This is a genomic window from Pseudomonas sp. AF32, assembly GCF_022342325.2.
In the GTDB taxonomy this organism is placed as follows: domain Bacteria; phylum Pseudomonadota; class Gammaproteobacteria; order Pseudomonadales; family Pseudomonadaceae; genus Aquipseudomonas; species Aquipseudomonas uvaldensis.
The window spans coordinates 40,453-59,525 of record NZ_RQJK02000029.1; the positions used below are offsets into that span (position 1 = coordinate 40,453).

The window sequence follows — 19,073 nt, forward strand, 5'->3', positions numbered from 1 at the left end:
AGCCTGCTCGCGATAGCGGTGGGTCAAGTTACATCGATGCTGGATGGGCCGCCGTAATCGCGAGCAAGCTTTGCTCCCACAGGCTCGCTCCCACAGGTTTTTTTCACCCACCTTGCTTCATCCGCCGGGCGACTTGATCTTCGGCGCTATCGGCTCCATCCCCGGTATCGGCTGATCCTTGGGCGGCCTCGGCATTTCGATCGGTGGCAGTAAGGGCGGTCCGGCGCTTCCGGGTCCGGCCTTGGGCACGCCGCCGGGAGTGATGGGTGGATAAGGCATGGGGGTAGCGGTGCCGGGCGAACCGGGGATGCTCGGTGGGCTCACTGGAATCGTCGGCTGCTGGGCCTGCGCGTCACTTATCGAGAGCGCCGCCAAGGCAATGGCCGTTACAATGATGCACTTCATCAATGGCTCCGTGGCTACTGTCACCTTCAGGCTAGTCCCAACTGCGCCGATCCGCCCTTCTCATGAGACTTCCATGAAACGTTTCGTTCTGCTCGATACCACGCCCATTCCCGACAACGGCGGCGCCCTGTGCCTGTTCGAATACGGTGAAGACTTCGTCATCAAGATCCAGGGCGGTGACGGCGGGCAGTTGATGAACACGCGCATGCACGGTTCCGAGGATGCCCTGGCCGAGATCCCCTGCCGCAAAGTCGCCGGCCGGCCGGGCTCGCGCGTGTTGATCGGCGGCCTTGGCATGGGCTTCACCCTCGCCTCGGCCCTCAAGCATCTGGGCAAGAACGCTGAGGTGGTGGTGGCCGAGCTGGTACCCGGCGTGGTGGAGTGGAATCGTGGCCCCCTCGGTGAAAAGGCCGGCCGGCCCCTGTCGGACCCGCGCACCGTGATCCGCATGGAAGATGTGGCCAAGGTACTCCAGAGCGAGCCCCAGGGTTTCGACGCGATCATGCTGGATGTCGACAACGGCCCCGAAGGTCTGACCCAGGAAGCCAATAGTTGGCTGTACTCGGCCGCTGGCCTGGTCGCCTGCGCCAGGGCACTGCGGCCCAAGGGGGTGTTGGCGGTCTGGTCGGCCAGTGCCGATCGACAGTTTTCGGCCAAGCTGAAAAAAGCCGGTTTCAAAGCCGAAGAGGTGCAAGTGTTCGCCCATGGCAACAAAGGCACCCGTCACACCATCTGGATTGCCGAGAAGCTCAAGGGCTGAGCTAAACTTCGTTCAACCGTCATCAGTCTTTATCTGCAAGGTGAATCCATGAGTTCGTCAACGCCGCCGTCCAACACCTCCAAGCTGGACCGGATCCTCGCCAACGCCCAGCGCGACCGGGAGATGGGCTATCGCGACAAGGCCCTGAAAATGTACCCCCACGTGTGTGGCCGCTGCGCCCGTGAGTTCTCCGGCAAGCGCCTGAGCGAACTGACCGTCCACCATCGCGACCACAACCACGACAACAACCCACAGGACGGTTCCAACTGGGAACTGCTGTGCCTGTATTGCCACGACAACGAACATTCGCGCTACACCGACCAGCAATATTTCGGCGACGGCTCCCTGAGCACGCCGAAAATCGCCAAGGCGACGCACAACCCGTTTGCGGCGCTGGCTGGGTTGATGAAGAAAGACGAGTAGCCGGCAAGGCACTGAGCCATCTGCAGGGTCTGGCAGACCCTCTTCGCGAGCAAGCCCGCTCCCACAGGGGACACATTCCACTGTGGGAGCGGGCTTGCTCGCGAAAGCGGTCCGACATCCGCCGCCAATCTCGAACCTGCCGCCCTCTCCCCATTCCCCGTATAATCGCGCCTTTTCCCCAAAGGCACTCCGCCCGTGGCCAACAAACGCTACAGCTGCATCGGTCTGTTCAACCCCAAGTCACCGGAAAACGTCGGCTCGGTCATGCGTGCCGCCGGCTGCTACAGCGTGGCGTCGGTGTTCTACACCGGCAAGCGCTATGAACGCGCCGCCGACTTCGTCACCGACACCAAGAAAGTCCACTACGACATCCCGCTGATCGGCATCGACGACTTGAAAAAAATCCTGCCCCTGGGCTGCGTGCCAGTGGCCGTGGAGTTGGTGGAGGGCGCCCGTCCCCTGCCTGAATACACTCACCCGGACCGGGCGTTGTATATCTTCGGCCCCGAAGACGGCTCGCTGGATAAAGACATCCGCGACTGGTGCGAAGACGTGATCTACATACCCACCAACGGCTGCATGAACCTGGCCGCCACCGTCAACGTCGTGCTGTATGACCGCATGGCCAAAGGCAACAACACCCGCTCGGGCCCGCAATTCCGCTGACCGGTGTGAAATTCCATTGAACGACGGATTCGCTCTGGCAGTCAGTTTTATACACATTCCCACACTGGAGACAGACCATGAGCGTTAACAATCCGTTCGAGCCGATCGAGACCACCCCTTTCCAGTCCCACCCCGTGCAGAACGTACACGGCTGGGAGCGTGCTGGCTCGCTGGCCGGCGGTGTGCTGATGATGGGCAAGGGCTTGCGTCGTGGCGGCATCATCGGTCTGGCTCAACTGGCCATTGGCGGCATGGCGCTGGCGCGGGGTATTACCGGGCACTGCTCGGCAAAGACCCTTTTGGAGAAAAATCGTCAGAACCTGCGCAATGCTCGGGCAAGAATCGAGCAGGCCGGTGATGAACTGACCCGCATGAAGGCCAACGCCGAAGCGGCGACTGGCACGGCTACGGTGACGGGAAATGATTCGCTGGTTTCGCCGAAAGCCGGGCTCTGATGGTTTGCGTTTGGGCTGATGGCCTCATCGCGAGCAGACTCGCTCTCACATGGGGGCTGTGTTGACACATTATCTGCGTTCGACTCGGTCAGTGTGGGAGCGAGCCTGCTCGCGATGACGGTGGATACCAAGGAATTCGTGCAGCTTAGTGAGAGCATTCTGGATGGGCCCTCGATGGTCGCATCGCCCCCCTCAACACATCATCGAGCGAACACTTGTTGCGGTTTTTCAAGCGGATTTCCCGGTCCAGCTCCTGCAGCAACACGGCCTTGGCCACCGCAGCCGGGCTGAAATACTGCCGACATGGAGGCTCCCCGGTGATGCAACGCCCGGCGGTTCAGCCGGCGCGAAAAATCAGATGGTCTTCCCAGTATTCCTCGGCCACGCTGCCTTCGGCCAACATGCGCCCGGACTGAGAAATGCGTTCATGGTGCACGGCGTCGCGGTCACCGCAAACCAGGTGATGCCACAACGGCAGATCCTTGCCCTCGCTGACCAGGCGATAACCGCAGGTCGGCGGCAGCCACTTGAATTCATCGGCCTTGCCCGGCGTGAGTTGAATGCAATCAGGAACAAATTCACGGCGGTTGGGGTAGTTCGTGCACTGGCAGGTCTTCAGATCCAGCAGTTTGCAGGCGATGCGCGTGTAGTAGACGCTGTTGTCGTCTTCATCTTCGAGCTTTTGCAGGCAGCACAGGCCACAGCCGTCGCACAGCGATTCCCACTCCTGCGCATCGAGCTGATCGAGGGTCTTGCGTATCCAGAAGGGTTCGACTTTGGCGGCCATGGTTCGAGCATCGACATCAAGTGGTGAAAAGGCCGACAGTCTAGTGCCGGGGCCTCGCCAGGCCAAGCATTGGCGACTGTCGGTAGGCCGGGACTTGTCAGGCCGTGCGTCGGGAAGTAGGTTTCGTCATTCCCCTTCCCGAACCCCGTCAGGTAATCCCCATGAGCGCCAATCCTCGCATTGCCGATTACACCATCCATCCTCAATTCATCGAGCGCTGGTCCCCCCGCGCCTTTACCGGCGAGCCGATCGCCGAAGAAACCCTGCTGGGCTTTTTCGAGGCGGCACGTTGGGCGCCGTCGGCCTATAACTCGCAACCGTGGCGCTTCCTCTTTGCACGTCGCGACACACCGAACTGGGAACGTTTCCTGGGCCTGCTCAATGAATTCAACCGTGGCTGGGCCCAGCATGCCTCGGCGCTGGTCATCGTTGCGTCAAAAACCACCTTTGCCGTCCCTGGCGCCAGCGAAGAAACCCCGGCGCTGTGCCACACCTTCGACACGGGCGCAGCCTGGGGCCACCTGGCGCTGCAAGCCAGCCTCAGTGGCTGGCACACCCACGGCATGGCCGGCTTCGACCACGAACTGACCCGCCAGGAATTGAAGATTCCCGAAGGCTACGCGCTGCACGCGGCGGTGGCGATCGGCAAGCTGGGGGACAAATCCACCCTGGCCGAATACCTCCAGGCCCGCGAGACGCCAAGCCCGCGCCGGCCACTGAGCGAGCTGGTGGCCGAAGGCGATTTCACCCTCTGACCCTGCGTAGTCCGAACTGTGGGAGCGAGCCTGCTCGCGATAGCATCAGACCAGCCAGCACGGTGGTGACTGATGCACCGCCATCGCGAGCAGGCTCGCTCCCACAATGGGATCTGTGGCGTGCGCAAACTCTGTGGCATCCCCACAATGTGTCGGGGGGGCGTCAGTACCCCCGGGCGAAATCCACTTCCCCGCGCAGAGCTTCGCCCGCCTGGTAAGCCCGCAGGTTCTCCAGAAATAACTGCGCCATCATCGGTGGCGAGGTCGGAGCCGAACTGTGGCCAGTCAACAACAGGCCCCAGGCCGTCCAGAACGGGTGACGCTGCGGCAGCGGTTCCTGGCGGCAAACGTCGATCACCGCACCGGCCAGGTGCCCCTCCTTCAAGGCATGCACCAGGTCCGCGTCCACCACGGCCACCCCGCGTCCGGCATTGATGAACAGTCCGGTAGGCTTGAATTGCTTGAACAGCGCCGCGTCATACACATCATGGGTCTGGGGCGTGTTGGGCAGCAGGTTGATGACATAGTCCACCTCGCCCACCAGGCGCGGCAGGTCCTTCATCGTGCCGACTTCGACAAAAGGCGCCAACTCCCGAGCCTCGCTGGCAATGCCATAGAGCTGCACACCAAACGGTACGAGGAACTTTGCCACGCACTGGCCGATATCACCGGTCCCGACGATCAACACCTTGCGACCCGCCAGGCCCTGCCCTTGGCGATTGTCCCACTTGCGCTCCACCTGGCTGACCAGACGCGCCAGCACCTCGCGTTCGTGGCCGAGCATATAGGTCAGCACGTACTCGGCCATCAGTTGGCCGAAGATCCCCACGGCGCGGGTCAGGCGGTAGTCCCGGGTCAGGCCCTCGGCCAGCAACGGCGTAATGCCCGCCCAGGTTGACTGCAGCCAGCGGGGTCGATGGCCCTGGCGCAGCAGGGTCGCCAGCAGATCGGGTTGGCCGAGCCAGACCGGGCAGTCGGTGGCCAGGCGCGACAGTTCGGCGGAGTCACCGCTGGTCAGGACTTCGATATCGGGTGCAGCCTGACGCAGCAACTGGGCGTACACCGCGTGGTCGTGTTCGGCAATCAGAACGCGCATGAATCAAACCTTTCAAAAACAGTGCAAACGACCGCCGACAGAGTGTCGCGCCATCCATGCGGCGAACGTCAAAAAAATCCAATGTGTTTCAAGAGGCCCCAGGACGGGCGCCTCAGGAGCGCGTCAGACCGGATCGTTGCGTCGCAGCAACTCTTCTGGCAGATGCTCGATGTACTCGTCTTCAGCCGGTGGCATCTGCAGGTGATACCCCTGGGTATCGAGGTTTTCCAGCACCTTGTTGATGTCCTCCCGGGACAACTGCCGCTCGGGGCTCAGCACCAGGTCGAACACGTGGGTCGCTTTGCCGAAGGCAGCCAGCAAGGGCTCGGGTACACGCGCCAGCGCATCGCTCTTGAGCACATACAGGTACATCTCGTTCTTCTTCGAGCTGCGGTAAATGGAGCAGATTCGTTTCAAGGCTGTTCTCCGGCAGTGGCCAGGCTGTCCAGCAGCGCCTGGCCCATCAATTCGCGGCGCCAGCCACGCAGCGAATCGGGTAATTGGTAAGGCCCCTCGGGGAAGCCGCTCTTGATCAGCGCTTCGAGGGTTTTCTTGCGCAGCATCAGCTCCGGGGCAATTCCCAGCCGTTCGGCTTCAGCCTGCCCCAGCGCCCGCAGACGCTTGACCAGCGCCGAGGCCTCGATCGGCAACGGCTCGGGTACGGCCGGCGGCCACTGCTCGGGCGGCACACTGGCGGCACGTTGGATGAGGTTCAGCAGGAATTCGCCATCCTGACGCACGGTGCGCGGATGCATGTCTTCGATTTTTGCCAGCGCACCGAGGTTATCCGGCTGCGTACGGGCAAGGGGCCACAGCGAATGTTCGCGAATGATGCGATTGCGCGGCAGATCCCGAGCCCGCGCTTCCCGCTCACGCCAGGCACACAGCTCGCGCAGCACGGCCAATTGCGCCCGGGACAGTTTCCAGGCCAGCTTGGCTTCGCGATAGACCTCGTAGGGATCGACTTCGCGGCGCAGGTTAGCAACCAGCTCGGCGCCGTCCTCCAGGACCCAGGCGTATTTCTCGTCGGAGAGCCTGGGGCGTAGTTGTACGAAAACTTCCGCCAAGTGCACGGCATCTTCAGCCGCGTAGCTGATCTGCGTCTCGGACAGTGGCCGCTGCAGCCAATCGGAACGGGTCTCCCCCTTGGGCAACTCGATGCCCAGTACGTCCTGCACCAGCCGCGAATACCCCATGGAGAAGCCCAGGTTCAGATAGGCGGCGGCCAGTTGGGTATCGAACAACGGCGCGGGCAGGCTGCCCGTCAGGCGCAGCAGCACTTCGAGGTCTTCGCTGCAGGCATGCAACACCTTGAGCACTGCCGGGCTTTCCAGCAATGCCGCCAGGGGCTGCCAGTTATCGATGGTCAAGGGATCGATCAGGTAGGCACGCGTGCCATCGCCGATCTGCAGGAGACCGGCGATAGGGTAAAAGGTGTCGACCCGCATGAATTCGGTGTCTAGAGCGACGAAGGGCAACTGTTGCCATTCGGCGCAAAACCGATCGAGGCTATCGTTGTCGCGAATCCAGTGAATATCGATGGCCACACGGCTCTCCCTTGAAGAATGGCGCGCAGTATATATCGCCGTCAGCGATTGCGAGCATCCATAGAGCAAGAGCCTGAGAGAAATCGCCTTCGCAACGGCAAGAATAGTCCTACATTCGGATTTATCGCACGACAGGTGATGCCGCGTGCGACTCACAGGATCAGTTTGATGAAGAACAGAACGATCCTGCGAGAAATAATGTCATTGGCGAGCCAGCACACCGTCGATCACGGCGCCGCGACAGTTGGCGAACATGTCCAGGTCCGGGTTGTAGACCTGACTGCTGACTTCCAGCAACCCGAGCATCGAGTGGAACAGGTTGTCCTGGGTCAGAGGCTTGTCCCGACTCAGTTGCAGGCAGTGGGTGTCGACCGAAAAGGACTTCTGATAGCTATCGGAGAACCAGGCAAGCATCGCCACGTGTTTCTGCTGCTCCGGGGCCAGCATGTAGGGCGTGCCATGAAGAAACAGGTTGTATTCGCCCAGGGACTCGCCATGGTCCGACAGATACAACATTGCCGTGTCGACCTTATCCTGATTGGCCCGCAGCAGGTCGATCAGGGTCGATAGCACATGATCGGTGTACACCAGCGTGTTGTCGTAACCGTTGACGATGCTTTCGCGACTGCAATTGTTCAACGCGTTGCTTTCGCATACCGGAGTGAAATGCTCGTATTCCTTGGGGTAGCGCTTGAAGTATTCCGGTCCGTGGCTCCCCATCTGGTGCAATACCAGCACCGTGTCCTTGTCCAGCGTATCGATGAAATGCTGCAATCCCTGCAACAGGATCTCGTCGCGACATTCACTGTTGGCACACAGGTCCGGGTCCTTGAGATTGCTCACGTCCTGCACGGTCACCCGGTCGCAGGTGCCCTTGCAGCCGGACTGGTTGTCCCGCCAGATCACTTCCAGGCCCGCACGCTTGAGAACGTCCAGCAAGCCCTCTTCGTTCCTCGCCTTGCTGGCGTCATAGCCCTTGCGTCCCATGTTGGAAAACATGCACGGCACTGACACGGCGGTTTCGGTACCGCAGGAATGCACATCGGTAAAGGCGATCAGGCCCGCCTCATGGTTCAGTTTCGGCGTGGTGTCGCGGTTATAGCCAAGGATGCCGAAGTTCTCGGCGCGGGCGCTTTCACCCACCACCAGTACTGTCAGGGATTTGCGGGCGTGGGTTTGCCAGGCCGGGTTACGACTCGCATCCTCCCCCAGCTTGATGAACGGCTGTTCGGCGGAAGCGACCTGCTCGTGCAAGTACCCGAACGCCGCGCCGATGTAGTTGCTTGGCACGAGCATCAGGCGCAACTCGTGATGATTGCGAAACAACGACGACAGCCCCTGATAGTTGGCCAGGGCAACCACACCGATGATCGCCGCCGACGCCACGCCGACGATCAACTTGCTTAACAACTCTCTGGGCCACCGGCGATATTCGACAGGTGTCTTCAACAATAACCAGGACGGCACTACGCCCAGCAGCCCCAAGTAGGCAAACAACTTAAATGACAATAGATCGCGAACTTCCGTAGCGTTGGTTTCCGCGAAGTTGCGAAACATGCCAGCATCCATCAGCACGCCGTATTGGGCCATGAAATAGGTGACACCGGCGCTGATTAAAAACAGCGATACCAGCAAGGGCTTGAGCAGTGGACGGAACGCCACGAAGGTCAGCACGAGGTTGAAAGCCCCGAGAATCATCGCGCCGAATGCCAGGCATACCAGCACACCCCGACCATCGGCCGCCGTGATGGTCAGCAGGTGTTCCCACAAAACAATATTGAAGGCAACTAACAAGAAGGCACTGGCGATCAGCGTCACCCACTCGGGGCGCACGGCTTTAATAGGCAGCATGATGATTGACGGTTTCCTGAAAGTTGCTTTTCGAAAATAATTGCCGGAATAAAGTGTGAAAAACTCGTTTTCACGGCAACCTGAACTTTAGGTAAGCCACCATCAATTTTTCGTGAAAAAGTTGCTACTAAATTATTTTTTAAGCGATACACCCCAGGCGCCTGGTCGACAACCGAACCAGGTCCCGACCGCTATCGTGCCTGTCGTATTCCCTACATTATCTGTCCCGTTCCCGACCGTGAAACCGCCTGCGCGGCATTCACTTGGGACCATCGTTCCGTTAGGATCACCGATCTGGTTTGCGCAAGATCCGCGCAAGGAGCACAGCGAGAAGCAATGGATGCTGAACAGTAACGCCCTCAGAAAGCTCGATATGCAGGACCTCATGGTGTTCAGCGCCGTGTACGAGCAAAGCAGTGTCACCGGCGTGTCCGAAGCACTCTGTGTCAGTCAGTCAACGGTCAGCTACTGCCTGAAGAAACTGCGGACCTGTTTCAAGGACGAACTGTTCATCAATACTCGCAGCGGCATGCGTCCTACCTATAAAGCCGTAGGCATGTACGACCATGTGCGCACCATCCTGCAAAGCATCAATTCATGTCACGCCGGTACGAGCGGCTCGCCGCCAGACGGTCTGGCTGCATCAACAGATGCTCCAGGCTTGCACCGGACGTGACGACAGCGCGTCAGTTGTCGATGACGGCCTTCGCGTAAGGTATCCGGTCCAAGTCGACGATCTCTACGCTGCACTGCACGTTGAGGCCAGTCGGCCATGGGCCCAGCTCCCGGACCACGACGAGCAGGCTGTCCGCCAATTGCTTCTTTATCTCTGGAGAGCGGCCGCTCAGCAAGGACAGTTTCACGTGTACAAATCCCCGCTCGCCCAAACCGGTACCAACCCGGAAGTGCTCGAGCTTCGTGGCTCGGCTCTTGATGTCCGACTCGGCTGCGAACTGACCGGAGGCGACCAGTGCGTTGTTCAAGCGCAGCAACGCCACATCGGCATTCAGCTCGGGCAGGTTGGCGGTGTACTCAAGGTGCAGGTGAGGCATGTGTTCGACTCCGGTTCGAAAAGGGGCGGTGTGAATTCCAGTCGACGCCACCATACCCCGACTTAATTCTCAAGCACAGAACACTTTGGCGGGATCGAGCGAGAGTGGGAGCAAGGCTTGCCCGCGATGGGGTTAGCGCGTCTGCCCGGGAACCTGGTTGGCTTCATCGCGAACATACCTTGCTCCCGCACCCACAGCCTCGGCGTCCCCCATGAACGCCTCCAGCCGGGAGCGCAGCCAGCGTTCAGCCGGGTCATTGTCGACATGGCTCAGCCAGACCATGGACAAATCCAGGGTCGGGGTCTTGAAGGGAAAGGGTTCGTTGAACAGCTGACCCGAGGCGGCCATTGCGACGGCCGTATAGTCCGGCAGGCTGGCGATCATATCGGTACCGGCCAGCAATGCCGGCAACGCGCTGTATTGCGGCACCGATAGGACGACGTGCCGCTTGCGTCCGATCTCGGCCAGCCATTCATCAGCGAGACCGGCAACGTTGGCGGTATGGGAAACCAGCACGTGAGGCCGTGAACAGTATTCGTCCAGCGTCAGGGGCGTATCCGACACATCGGCGCGCAATACCCGAGGCTGAATCTGTCGCAACAGTTTTCGCTTGGCGTTGGCCGGCAGACCCCGAGTCTGGCTGATGCCCACGGTAATGTCGCCCGACGCCAGCAAATCCGGGATTCGCCAATAATCGACATGCTGGACCACGAACACCACCTGCGGCGCTTCGTGCCGCAGGTTGCGCAACAACGGCGGCAACAGGCCGAACTCGACATCATCCGACAGGCCGATGCGGAAGGTCATGCTACTGCTGGCGGGATCGAAATCATGGGTCAGGCTCAGCGCTGCCGAGAGTGAATCCAGCGCCGGCGACAGATGCTGGAAGATCTCCTCGGCGCGGGCCGTGGGCTCCATGCGATGGCCGATACGAATGAACAATGGATCATTGAACCGCGCACGCATCCGATTGAGGGCCGAACTGATGGCCGGCTGGCCGAGAAACAGTTTTTCCGCCGCCCGGGTCACGTTGCGCTCAAGCATGAGTGTTTCGAAAACCACCATCAGATTGATATCGGCCTTGCGCAATTCGTTACGGTTCATCCGTCGCCCCCCTGATGCTGTCATCAATGGCAATATCTCATAACCCTTGGAAACGTATTTGCGATAGCGAAAATTTTCATCTTGGCTAGTCTTTCGACGTCATGTTCAAAACATGTCTTGAACAAGTAAATCGCAGGGAGCGAACCGATGTATTTTGAAATCTACAGACAGACCCGAGGTACCCCGAGCAGCGGCAAAGGCCAATGGCGCTGGCGCTTGAGGGCCGGCAACCACGAAACGATCGCCAGCGGCGAATCCTATGTGAACAAGGCAGACTGCCTTCACGTCATCGGGTTGATCAAGAATGTGCAGGGCGAGACGCCTGTGAAGGAAATCTGACGCAGCGTTACGCCGACGTCCTACTAGCTGCTCCGCCGGGCTCCACGCCTGGCGAACAACTTTTTTACGGCCTTCTCCAGTCCAAAGCGAGCCCCCTCGATGACCAGGCACTCACCCATCAACCTCATCCAGAAATACGCCCTGTTCCAGGATCAGTGGGCACCGAAAGTCGTGGCTGAAATGAACGACTACCAATTCAAGGTCGCCCGACTTGAAGGCGATTTCATCTGGCACTCCCATGCCGACACCGATGAAACCTTCATCGTGCTGGAGGGGGAGCTTCGTATCGATTTTCGCGACGGCTCGGTGACACTGGGCGCAGGCGAAATGTATGTGGTCAAGAAAGGCGTCGAGCACCGGCCCAGCGCCGCTCGGGAAGTGAAGGTGTTGCTGATCGAACCTCGCGGGGTCATCAACACAGGCGAAGCCCATGAGCGAACCGCGGACAACGATGTCTGGGTCTGAACGGGCAGCCCGGCAAGGCGTCAATCGTATTCCGCTTCACGATGATCGCCCAACAGGCGCCGCTGGCGAGGTGTTGCGGCAGCCAGGACGACAGGGTTGAACTGCCAGTGCAAGTAAGGCGAAAACTTCTGCGCGACCATACGCCGGCCATAATGCACTTGCAGCAGGTAACGGGTGCGATCGGTGGTCCGGTTGTCACTGCCCGCATGCCACAACTCGCTACGCAGCACCAGCACGTCGCCCGCCTTGCATAAGACCGGCTGCGCAGAATGTCCCGCCCATTGCGTCTCACCCGCCATAGGCGCCCGCCCCGCCCGATGGCTGCCAGCAATGACACGCGTTGGGCTCAAATCGGCATCGATGTCATCCAGATAAAACTGTGCGGTGACAATCTGCATCGGCAGCTCGAAGGCTGGATCCGCGAGCAGGCCCGGCGGCAATGCCATCGCCAGATAATCCACGTGCAACGGAGCCCCGACGAAACCGGGATGGCAGCGCCAGGCTGTTTGGCCGATGATGTGACAATCATCCCCCAGCGCAGCTTCGGCCAGCTCGATCACCCCGTCCATATCCAGAAATGGCAGCCACAACGGGTCGCGATTGAAGACACATTTGTAGTGGTCGATGACGCCGCTGTAGTCCCAGTGCATGGGTGTGAGGTGATCGATTGCCTGACGCAGACTGGCGATCTGCGCAGGGCTCAGCACAGCAGGCAACAGAACGTAACCGTCCCCATGCAAGGCTCGAAGGCGCTCTTGGATGAGCGCCGATGGGGAGTTGGGTGTGGTCACGTTCGCGTCCAACTCAGGCGCGGAAGCGGCCAGTCAATTCGGCCAGATTCCTCGACAGACTGGAGAGCTGCTGGCTGGCCTGCATGCTCTGGGCGGAGTTCTCCGCCGCCTCGTTGGACAGGTCGCGGATGTCGGAGATATTGCGCGCAATCTCCTCGGTCACACTGCTCTGTTCTTCGCAGGCATTGGCAATTTGCGCCGCCATATCGTTGATTCGCTGTATAGAACCGCTGGTGCCGCTGAGTACCTGATCGACACCGGCAGCGCGCTCGACACTGTCGCGGGCTTTGCTGCTGCCTACCTGCATGGCTTGCACAGCCTTCGAGACGCCGCTTTGTAATCGTTCGATACGAACCTGGATGTCTTTGGTCGAGTCTTGGGTACGCGCCGCCAGGGCTCTCACCTCATCGGCCACAACAGCGAAGCCACGGCCCTGCTCACCGGCCCGTGCGGCCTCGATGGCTGCGTTCAGCGCAAGCAGGTTGGTTTGCTCGGCAATACCGCGAATCACCTCGAGCACCGCGCCGATACTGGAGGTTTCCTGAGCCAGCGCCTCGATGGTGTCCGAGGCGCTTTCCACCTCAAGGGCCAGTTGACGGATCGATTCGATGGTGCTGCTGACCACTTCGGTGCCATTGCGGGACTGGCTGCTGGCTTGCTGCGCAGCGTCCGACGCACTCACCGCGTTATGGGCCACCTCATGCACGGCCGCACTCATCTGGGTCGCGGCCGTGCTGACTTGATCGAGCGCCGCATGTTCGCTGCTGATCAGTCGATCGTTGGTCGCGGCCATGCTGGCCATGGTACGTGCCGCTGCATCGACCTCGCCCGTCACTCGACCAACCTCGGCAATCAGAGGCTGAAGTTTGTCGAGGAAACGATTGAAGGCGCCGCCCAACTGCCCCAACTCGTCAGCCGAACGGACCTCAAGGCGCCCTTTCAGATCGCCGCCCCCCTCCGCAATCTGCTCGACGCGGTGCAGCAACCGACGCATCGGCGTCAACACCACCAGCGGCAGGACCACCACCAGCAGGATGCAGCCCAACAGGCCGACCAACAGAATACCCCCCTGCTGCACGCCTACCGCCTCGCCATGGTCAATCGCCGCCTGCCCCTCTTGGTTCGAAGCCTGGTCTTCCAGCTCGCCCAACTTGTCGATGGCGTCGCGCATGGTATCGAACTGGCGTTCACTATCACCGAAACTCAAAGCGCTGGCCGCCTGTAGATTGCTTTCGGCCTGCTCGACCACCCGGCGCGAAACCTGCGACCACTGTGCATAGCTGTCATCGAACTGCTTGACCAAGACTTGCGCCTCGGCACCCGGTTGCATCGCGGCATACTTGTGCACGCGGTCATAGGCTTGCTTCAGGTTTTCGGCATGGCTGGTGCGCAGCGCTTGCGCATGATCGCCCGCATTACCCGCCAGCAGACTGCGCTCGGCCACGAACGCCTGGTAGAGATCACGGTCGGCATTGAGCAACAGGCTGATGGCCGGCAGATAACGCTTGGTCAAGCGTGTGCTGGAATCCGTTACCTGATCGATGCCTCGCATGCCCGACCACCCCATCAGCACCAGCAGCAGAGCCAGGAAAGCGACTGGCAGGGCGATCTTCCAGCGAAAGCCCAAGTCGGCGAAGAACTGCATGGGGTCACTCCTTGTACGGGATTTGACTTGCCTATCGGCAGACATGCTTTGAGCTATAGACCATTAGTCCAATTGTCACAAAGAAGTGACATGTCACTGAGCACTGGATGATCTGACTTTTCTCGCCCCAGAACGTTATTTCTACTGTCTTCAGGCCAATAAATCCTCGATCCACCGAACCTGCCGGGCGATGTCCTCCACCGTCTCCCTGGGCACGGCTTGCGCCTTGGCAAGGCGGACCAGCGTCTTTTCCTTCAGGCGCAGCAGGCGTTGCCATTTGAGCAGGAACGCCGGACTGCGGGCCTGCATCAGCAGCGGACCGAAGTACAGCTCCTCGGCGGTGTACGTCACCGGCCCGTCGCGCTCGGCGACGATGATTTCGTAGTCGAAGCGGTTTTCCCGCAGCACGTCCTCGAAGAGGATGCGGTAGTCATTCTTCATCAACCATTGGCGCAGCGGCCGCTCACCACCGTTAGGCTGCAGGATCAGCCGCTCCTGACCGCTCATGCGCGACTTGCCGCTGTCCAGGATGTCTCGAATCGTCTCGCCGCCCATGCCACACAAGCTGATCGCCGTGATCTCGTCCCCCGGCTCGATGGCCGCCAGGCCATTGGCCAGGCGCACGATGATCTGCTGTTCCAGGTCGTTCTCACGCACGGTGCGTTCAGCCGAACGAAACGGCGTCAACGCCACCTCACCGGCCACTGCCATTGAAATGATCCCTCGGCGCATCAGTGCCACTGGCAGGTAAGCATGATCCGAACCGATATCGGCCAGGCGCGCGCCCGCGGGTACATACGCGGCTACGCGCTCAAGGCGCATGGACAATGTCTGTTCGTTCAACGGTTGCCTCTTTTCATCAAAATGTGACCTGACGAAACCCCGGAAACGAAAAAGCCCCTGAAATGTTCAACCATTTCAGGGGCTTAGACGTGTTCAATAGTGGCGGAGAGATAGGGATTTGAACCCTAGGTACTGTTGCCAGTACAACGGATTTCGAATCCGTCCCGTTCGGCCACTCCGGCATCTCTCCAGTGGCGCGCATCATACCAGCACATTCGCCGGAAGCGAACCCCCGAGCGAATTTTTTTCCGTGCTATCAGATGCTTGCGTCGATTACAGCGGTACACCCAGGCGCTGGGCGACTTCTTCGTAGGCTTCGATCACATCGCCGAGGCCTTGGCGGAAGCGGTCCTTGTCCATCTTCTTCTTGGTGTCCTTGTCCCAGAGACGGCAGCCGTCCGGGCTGAATTCGTCACCCAGGACGATGGAGCCATCGCTGAACACGCCGAACTCGAGCTTGAAGTCCACCAGCAGCAGGCCGGCGTCGTCGAACAGTTTGGTCAGCACGTCGTTGACCTTGAGGGACAACTCCTTCATGCGTGCCAGTTGCTCGGCGGTGCCCCAACCGAACGCCACGACGTGGGATTCGTTGATGAACGGGTCGCCCTTGGCGTCGTCCTTCAGGAACAGTTCGAAGGTGTAAGGGTTGAGCTTCATGCCCTCTTCCACACCCAGACGCTTGACCAGGCTGCCGGCGGCGTAGTTACGCACGACGCACTCGACCGGGATCATGTCCAGCTTCTTGACCAGGCATTCGTTATCGCCCAGCAGTTTGTCGAACTGGGTCGGCACACCGGCCGCTTCGAGCTTCTGCATGATGAAGGCATTGAACTTGTTGTTCACCATGCCCTTGCGGTCGAGCTGTTCGATGCGCTTGCCGTCGAACGCCGAAGTATCGTTGCGAAACAGCAGGATCAAGCGGTCGGCGTCATCGGTCTTGTAAACCGACTTGGCTTTGCCGCGGTAGAGTTCTTCACGTTTTTCCATGATGGGCTCCGCTTGCTAAGTAGTGGGCTAGGCGATGTGTCGCCAGTCGAGCCCTGAATCTTGATCGGCCAGTTGCAGCCAGTCCGGGTCGCACCCGAGGGTGTCGACAAAACATTGCCGGGCCAGCTGCGGCAGGTTGTTCTTGCTGCTCAGATGGGCCAGGACCAGGTGTTGCAGGCCCTGCCAGCCCAACTCGGCCACCAGGTACGCCGCCTGATGGTTGTTCAAATGTCCGCGCTCCCCGCCTACCCGCTGCTTGAGGAAGTACGGGTAGTACCCACTCGCGAGCATGTCGCGACAGTGGTTGGACTCGATCATTAATGCATCGAGGTCCCGGTAACTGTCCATGACCCTGTCGCAATACGAGCCCAGGTCGGTCAACAGGCCGAAGCGCCGCTCACCGTCACTGAACACATACTGTGTCGGTTCGCGGGCGTCATGGGCCACGCTCACCACGCTGATATCCAGAGCACCTATGCGCAGTTGCCCGCCACCCGCCACGAAACCGGCGGGCTCCAGGGGCTTGCGCAGGCCACCCAACGTGCCACGGCTGAGGTAGACCGGCAGATTGTAGCGCCGAGACAGCAACCCCACGCCATGCACGTGGTCAGCATGTTCGTGAGTCACGAGTATCGCGCTCAATTGCGCCGGATGCACACCCAGGCGCAGCAGGCGCTTCTCGGTTTCCCGCAACGAGAAACCACAATCGACCAACACATACGTGCCGGCGCTGGCGACCAGCGTGCCGTTCCCTTGGCTACCGCTGCCGAGAACGGCAAAACGCATCGGATCAGCCCAGATTATCCTGAATGACGCTCAACACCTTGCGGGCCACATCGGCCGGCGCCACGGTGTTGATGTTCTTCTCGACCGTTACCTGGACGTTCTCGCCCACTTTGCTCAGGCGAACCTGATAACGTTCGGCACGAGCCTCGATTTCTTCCTTGTCCGGCTTGCTGCCGAACAGACCACTGAAGAAGCCAGGCTTCTCGTCTTTCTTCTCGGCTTTTTCGGCGAGGTTGATGTAGTACAGGCCCAGGCTGCGGTTGATGTCTTCAACTCGCCATTCGCCCTGCTCCAGCGCACGACCTACGCTGGACCATGCACGATCCAGATCGGAGCCGACGTTGAGGACCGGGTTACCGCTGCCGTCTTCGCTCAGGCTGACGCGGCTCGGCGTGTCGAAATCCCGGGAAGCCAGCATCGAGACCGAACCGCCCTGTTCGGCGGAGCGGCTCATGCTGGCGAGCATGTCGTCCACCAGCGCGGCGTCGAGGCCGGTATTGACCGAACGGTTGGTGAAGGCCACGTCGGCGGTGCTGCCGGCGGGACGCTCGGCGCTGACTACGTAGATTTCACTGGTGTTGCGCTGCACGCCCGGCTCGATACGCACCCGCACGCGGGATTCGCTGTCGCTGGCGACACCGGCTGCGCTCAGGCGCTTGCCCACGGCGGCAGACAATTCATCGGCGTGTTGCCAAGTGGTGGTGAACTCGCCGGTTTGCGGGCGCTGCTCGTCGATGCGGAAACCGTTGTCCTGGAAGAACTGGATCGCCACGGGCCAGACTTCGGCCGGCGGATGCTGGGCCATGACCCAGCGCGTATCGCCGCTTTTCTGCAAGGTGTAATCGCTGGCATCGGCCATGGCCGACAGCGGTTGCGGACGAGGGACGACGTACTCGCCCTTGACGCTGTCATCCGCCACGTTACGTGGAATCGGCAGCAGCGGATCCAGGCGCTTGGCGACGTGGACATCCGGCGGCAGTTGCATCGGTGCGGTCTGTTGCGCGTTCAGGTAATCGCTACCCCGATCGCGGAAATAACCTTCCGGGCCCCAGATCCATCCACAGCCACTGGTGCTGGAGATAATCAAGGCAAGTGCGGAAAGTCCGGCAATTCGCTTCATGCGGTGTACTTCCTCAATTAAACCAGGACGCCGGACTGGCGCATGGCCTGCCGCAGCGGTTCTTGACAGGCATTGCTGAGCCAGGTGAGTGGCAGGCGAATACCTTCGTGCATCAGGCCCATTTCCACGAGCGCCCATTTCACCGGAATCGGGTTGGCTTCGATGAACAGGTCCCTGTGCAACGGCATCAGTTTTTCGTTGATGGCCCGTGCCGTCGTCGCGTCGCCCTTGAGCGCTGCCTCGCACATATCGGCCATTTCCCGGGGCGCGACGTTGGCGGTGACGGAGATGTTGCCCTTGCCACCCAGCAGGATGAGCTCGACCGCCGTTGGATCATCACCGGACAGCAGGATGAAATCCTTGTCCACGCCATCGAGGATGGCCTTGGCACGCTTGAGGTCGCCGGTGGCTTCCTTGATGCCGATGATGTTCGGAACGGTGGAAAGACGAATCACGGTCTCGGCCTGCATGTCGCAGGAGGTGCGGCCGGGAACGTTATAGAGGATTTGCGGGATGTCGACCGCTTCGGCAATGTGCTTGAAGTGCTGGTACAAACCTTCCTGGGTCGGCTTGTTGTAGTACGGAACGACCAGCAGGCAGGCATCGGCACCGGCTTCCTTGGCGTTGCGGGTCAGCTCCACCGCTTCACGGGTCGAATTGGCGCCGGTGCCGGCGATCACCGGAATGCGTCCGGCGACCTGCTTGACCACGGCCCGGATGACTTCGATATGTTCGTTGACGTCGAGGGTCGCCGATTCGCCGGTGGTGCCGACGGCGACGATGGCATGGGTACCGTTTTCAAGGTGGAAGTCCACGAGTTTGCTGAGGCTGACCCAATCAAGACGCCCTTGTGCATCCATGGGTGTGACCAACGCCACCATACTGCCCGCAATCATGAAACCGCTCCTGCCGGAAAAAGAGAGCCGTAATGGTACTGGCGCCAAGATGCTTGTACAAGCGAACTCCCATTCCCCTGGGCGATGGTTTTCGCTACCCTTCAGACTTTGATCGGTACCGGTCAGCCCATATGCCGGTTCCCAGCCTCCGTTTTCGTCGCCACAAGCCCCATGCCTGCGTTTGCCCTGGTGCATTTCCGTCATTACGGAATACAGCGCAACCCCAGGCACAGGGCTTGAGTCGTTCGGTTTCTGCAGGTCGGGCACCGTGCCGAGAGACTAAAAGGTACCGACCGCTCA

Annotated in this window: 22 protein-coding genes, 1 tRNA gene and 2 pseudogenes; 8 read left to right on the forward strand and 17 right to left on the reverse strand. The window is 60.4% G+C overall.

Annotated elements, in window-relative coordinates:
* Positions 1–117: 117 nt before the first annotated feature.
* On the reverse strand, positions 118–405 hold the full coding sequence (locus EGM97_RS23295) for a hypothetical protein (protein WP_238964221.1): 288 nt from the start codon (positions 403–405) through the stop codon (positions 118–120).
* A 73-nt stretch (positions 406–478) separates the two neighbouring features.
* Between EGM97_RS23295 and EGM97_RS23300 the strand changes: the two genes are divergently transcribed.
* From EGM97_RS23300 to EGM97_RS23315, 4 genes are all read left to right on the forward strand, one after another.
* Positions 479–1,165, forward strand: a complete 687-nt coding sequence (locus EGM97_RS23300) for a spermidine synthase (RefSeq protein ID WP_238964222.1) — start codon at positions 479–481, stop codon at positions 1,163–1,165.
* A gap of 48 nt (positions 1,166–1,213) precedes the next feature.
* The gene (locus tag EGM97_RS23305; protein ID WP_238964223.1) at positions 1,214–1,588 is read left to right on the forward strand and encodes a YajD family HNH nuclease; all 375 of its coding nucleotides are present in this window, start codon (positions 1,214–1,216) and stop codon (positions 1,586–1,588) included.
* A 195-nt stretch (positions 1,589–1,783) separates the two neighbouring features.
* The gene (locus EGM97_RS23310; RefSeq protein ID WP_238964224.1) at positions 1,784–2,254 is read left to right on the forward strand and encodes an RNA methyltransferase; all 471 of its coding nucleotides are present in this window, start codon (positions 1,784–1,786) and stop codon (positions 2,252–2,254) included.
* A gap of 77 nt (positions 2,255–2,331) precedes the next feature.
* Positions 2,332–2,709 carry a YgaP family membrane protein gene (locus EGM97_RS23315; protein WP_238964225.1) on the forward strand — a complete coding sequence of 126 codons (378 nt, stop codon included), beginning with the start codon at positions 2,332–2,334 and terminating at the stop codon, positions 2,707–2,709.
* Between the two features lie 337 nt (positions 2,710–3,046).
* Here the strand turns inward: EGM97_RS23315 and EGM97_RS23320 are convergent, their stop codons facing one another.
* Positions 3,047–3,496 (reverse strand): YcgN family cysteine cluster protein, encoded by a 450-nt coding sequence (locus EGM97_RS23320; protein WP_238964226.1) that lies wholly within the window; start codon positions 3,494–3,496, stop codon positions 3,047–3,049.
* A 161-nt stretch (positions 3,497–3,657) separates the two neighbouring features.
* Between EGM97_RS23320 and EGM97_RS23325 the strand changes: the two genes are divergently transcribed.
* Complete coding sequence (locus EGM97_RS23325; protein ID WP_238964227.1) at positions 3,658–4,251, forward strand: nitroreductase family protein; 594 nt, start codon at positions 3,658–3,660, stop codon at positions 4,249–4,251.
* Between the two features lie 163 nt (positions 4,252–4,414).
* On the opposite strand, the gene EGM97_RS23330 is transcribed toward EGM97_RS23325, so the two are convergent.
* The 4 genes from EGM97_RS23330 to EGM97_RS23345 all read right to left on the reverse strand — a co-directional run bounded on the left by EGM97_RS23330 (position 4,415) and on the right by EGM97_RS23345 (position 8,745).
* Positions 4,415–5,347, reverse strand: a complete 933-nt coding sequence (locus tag EGM97_RS23330; RefSeq protein WP_238964228.1) for a D-2-hydroxyacid dehydrogenase — start codon at positions 5,345–5,347, stop codon at positions 4,415–4,417.
* Between the two features lie 123 nt (positions 5,348–5,470).
* Positions 5,471–5,764 carry a YcgL domain-containing protein gene (locus tag EGM97_RS23335; RefSeq protein WP_053155846.1) on the reverse strand — a complete coding sequence of 98 codons (294 nt, stop codon included), beginning with the start codon at positions 5,762–5,764 and terminating at the stop codon, positions 5,471–5,473.
* Positions 5,761–6,894: a ribonuclease D gene (rnd, locus tag EGM97_RS23340; protein ID WP_238964229.1), complete on the reverse strand. Its 1,134-nt coding sequence runs from the start codon at positions 6,892–6,894 to the stop codon at positions 5,761–5,763. Before rnd ends, EGM97_RS23335 begins: the two co-directional genes overlap by 4 nt.
* Before the next feature lie 201 nt (positions 6,895–7,095).
* On the reverse strand, positions 7,096–8,745 hold the full coding sequence (locus tag EGM97_RS23345) for a phosphoethanolamine transferase (protein ID WP_238964230.1): 1,650 nt from the start codon (positions 8,743–8,745) through the stop codon (positions 7,096–7,098).
* 340 nt (positions 8,746–9,085) lie between these two features.
* On the opposite strand from EGM97_RS23345, the pseudogene EGM97_RS23350 reads away from it, so the two are divergent.
* A pseudogene (locus tag EGM97_RS23350) lies at positions 9,086–9,373 on the forward strand (LysR family transcriptional regulator); the annotation flags it as partial.
* A gap of 58 nt (positions 9,374–9,431) precedes the next feature.
* Here EGM97_RS23350 and EGM97_RS23355 read toward each other — a convergent pair.
* Together EGM97_RS23355 and EGM97_RS23360 are read right to left on the reverse strand one after the other, a co-directional pair.
* Complete coding sequence (locus tag EGM97_RS23355; protein WP_238964231.1) at positions 9,432–9,797, reverse strand: 5-carboxymethyl-2-hydroxymuconate Delta-isomerase; 366 nt, start codon at positions 9,795–9,797, stop codon at positions 9,432–9,434.
* Positions 9,798–9,929: 132 nt separating this feature from the next.
* A complete protein-coding gene (locus EGM97_RS23360) occupies positions 9,930–10,901 on the reverse strand; it encodes a LysR substrate-binding domain-containing protein (protein ID WP_238964232.1) in 972 nt (323 codons plus the stop codon).
* Between the two features lie 147 nt (positions 10,902–11,048).
* On the opposite strand from EGM97_RS23360, the gene EGM97_RS23365 reads away from it, so the two are divergent.
* A complete protein-coding gene (locus EGM97_RS23365) occupies positions 11,049–11,240 on the forward strand; it encodes a YegP family protein (RefSeq protein WP_210643310.1) in 192 nt (63 codons plus the stop codon).
* Between the two features lie 99 nt (positions 11,241–11,339).
* On the forward strand, positions 11,340–11,705 hold the full coding sequence (locus tag EGM97_RS23370) for a cupin domain-containing protein (RefSeq protein ID WP_238964233.1): 366 nt from the start codon (positions 11,340–11,342) through the stop codon (positions 11,703–11,705).
* Positions 11,706–11,725: 20 nt separating this feature from the next.
* Here the strand turns inward: EGM97_RS23370 and EGM97_RS23375 are convergent, their stop codons facing one another.
* The 9 genes and pseudogenes from EGM97_RS23375 to dapA all read right to left on the reverse strand — a co-directional run bounded on the left by EGM97_RS23375 (position 11,726) and on the right by dapA (position 18,773).
* Positions 11,726–12,496: a phytanoyl-CoA dioxygenase family protein gene (locus EGM97_RS23375; RefSeq protein ID WP_238964234.1), complete on the reverse strand. Its 771-nt coding sequence runs from the start codon at positions 12,494–12,496 to the stop codon at positions 11,726–11,728.
* A 13-nt stretch (positions 12,497–12,509) separates the two neighbouring features.
* A complete protein-coding gene (locus EGM97_RS23380) occupies positions 12,510–13,298 on the reverse strand; it encodes a methyl-accepting chemotaxis protein (RefSeq protein WP_477788858.1) in 789 nt (262 codons plus the stop codon).
* 69 nt (positions 13,299–13,367) lie between these two features.
* Positions 13,368–14,186 (reverse strand): annotated as a pseudogene (locus EGM97_RS23385) (HAMP domain-containing protein); the annotation flags it as partial.
* Between the two features lie 105 nt (positions 14,187–14,291).
* Complete coding sequence (locus EGM97_RS23390) at positions 14,292–14,984, reverse strand: tRNA (adenine(22)-N(1))-methyltransferase (RefSeq protein WP_238964236.1); 693 nt, start codon at positions 14,982–14,984, stop codon at positions 14,292–14,294.
* Between the two features lie 100 nt (positions 14,985–15,084).
* Positions 15,085–15,174: transfer RNA gene (locus tag EGM97_RS23395), tRNA-Ser, on the reverse strand.
* 83 nt (positions 15,175–15,257) lie between these two features.
* Positions 15,258–15,971: a phosphoribosylaminoimidazolesuccinocarboxamide synthase gene (gene purC, locus EGM97_RS23400; protein ID WP_030141208.1), complete on the reverse strand. Its 714-nt coding sequence runs from the start codon at positions 15,969–15,971 to the stop codon at positions 15,258–15,260.
* A gap of 27 nt (positions 15,972–15,998) precedes the next feature.
* The gene (locus EGM97_RS23405) at positions 15,999–16,757 is read right to left on the reverse strand and encodes an MBL fold metallo-hydrolase (RefSeq protein WP_238964237.1); all 759 of its coding nucleotides are present in this window, start codon (positions 16,755–16,757) and stop codon (positions 15,999–16,001) included.
* Between the two features lie 4 nt (positions 16,758–16,761).
* Positions 16,762–17,877 (reverse strand): outer membrane protein assembly factor BamC, encoded by a 1,116-nt coding sequence (bamC, locus tag EGM97_RS23410; RefSeq protein WP_238964238.1) that lies wholly within the window; start codon positions 17,875–17,877, stop codon positions 16,762–16,764.
* Positions 17,878–17,894: 17 nt separating this feature from the next.
* Positions 17,895–18,773: a 4-hydroxy-tetrahydrodipicolinate synthase gene (dapA, locus tag EGM97_RS23415; protein ID WP_238964239.1), complete on the reverse strand. Its 879-nt coding sequence runs from the start codon at positions 18,771–18,773 to the stop codon at positions 17,895–17,897.
* Positions 18,774–19,073: the final 300 nt, after the last annotated feature.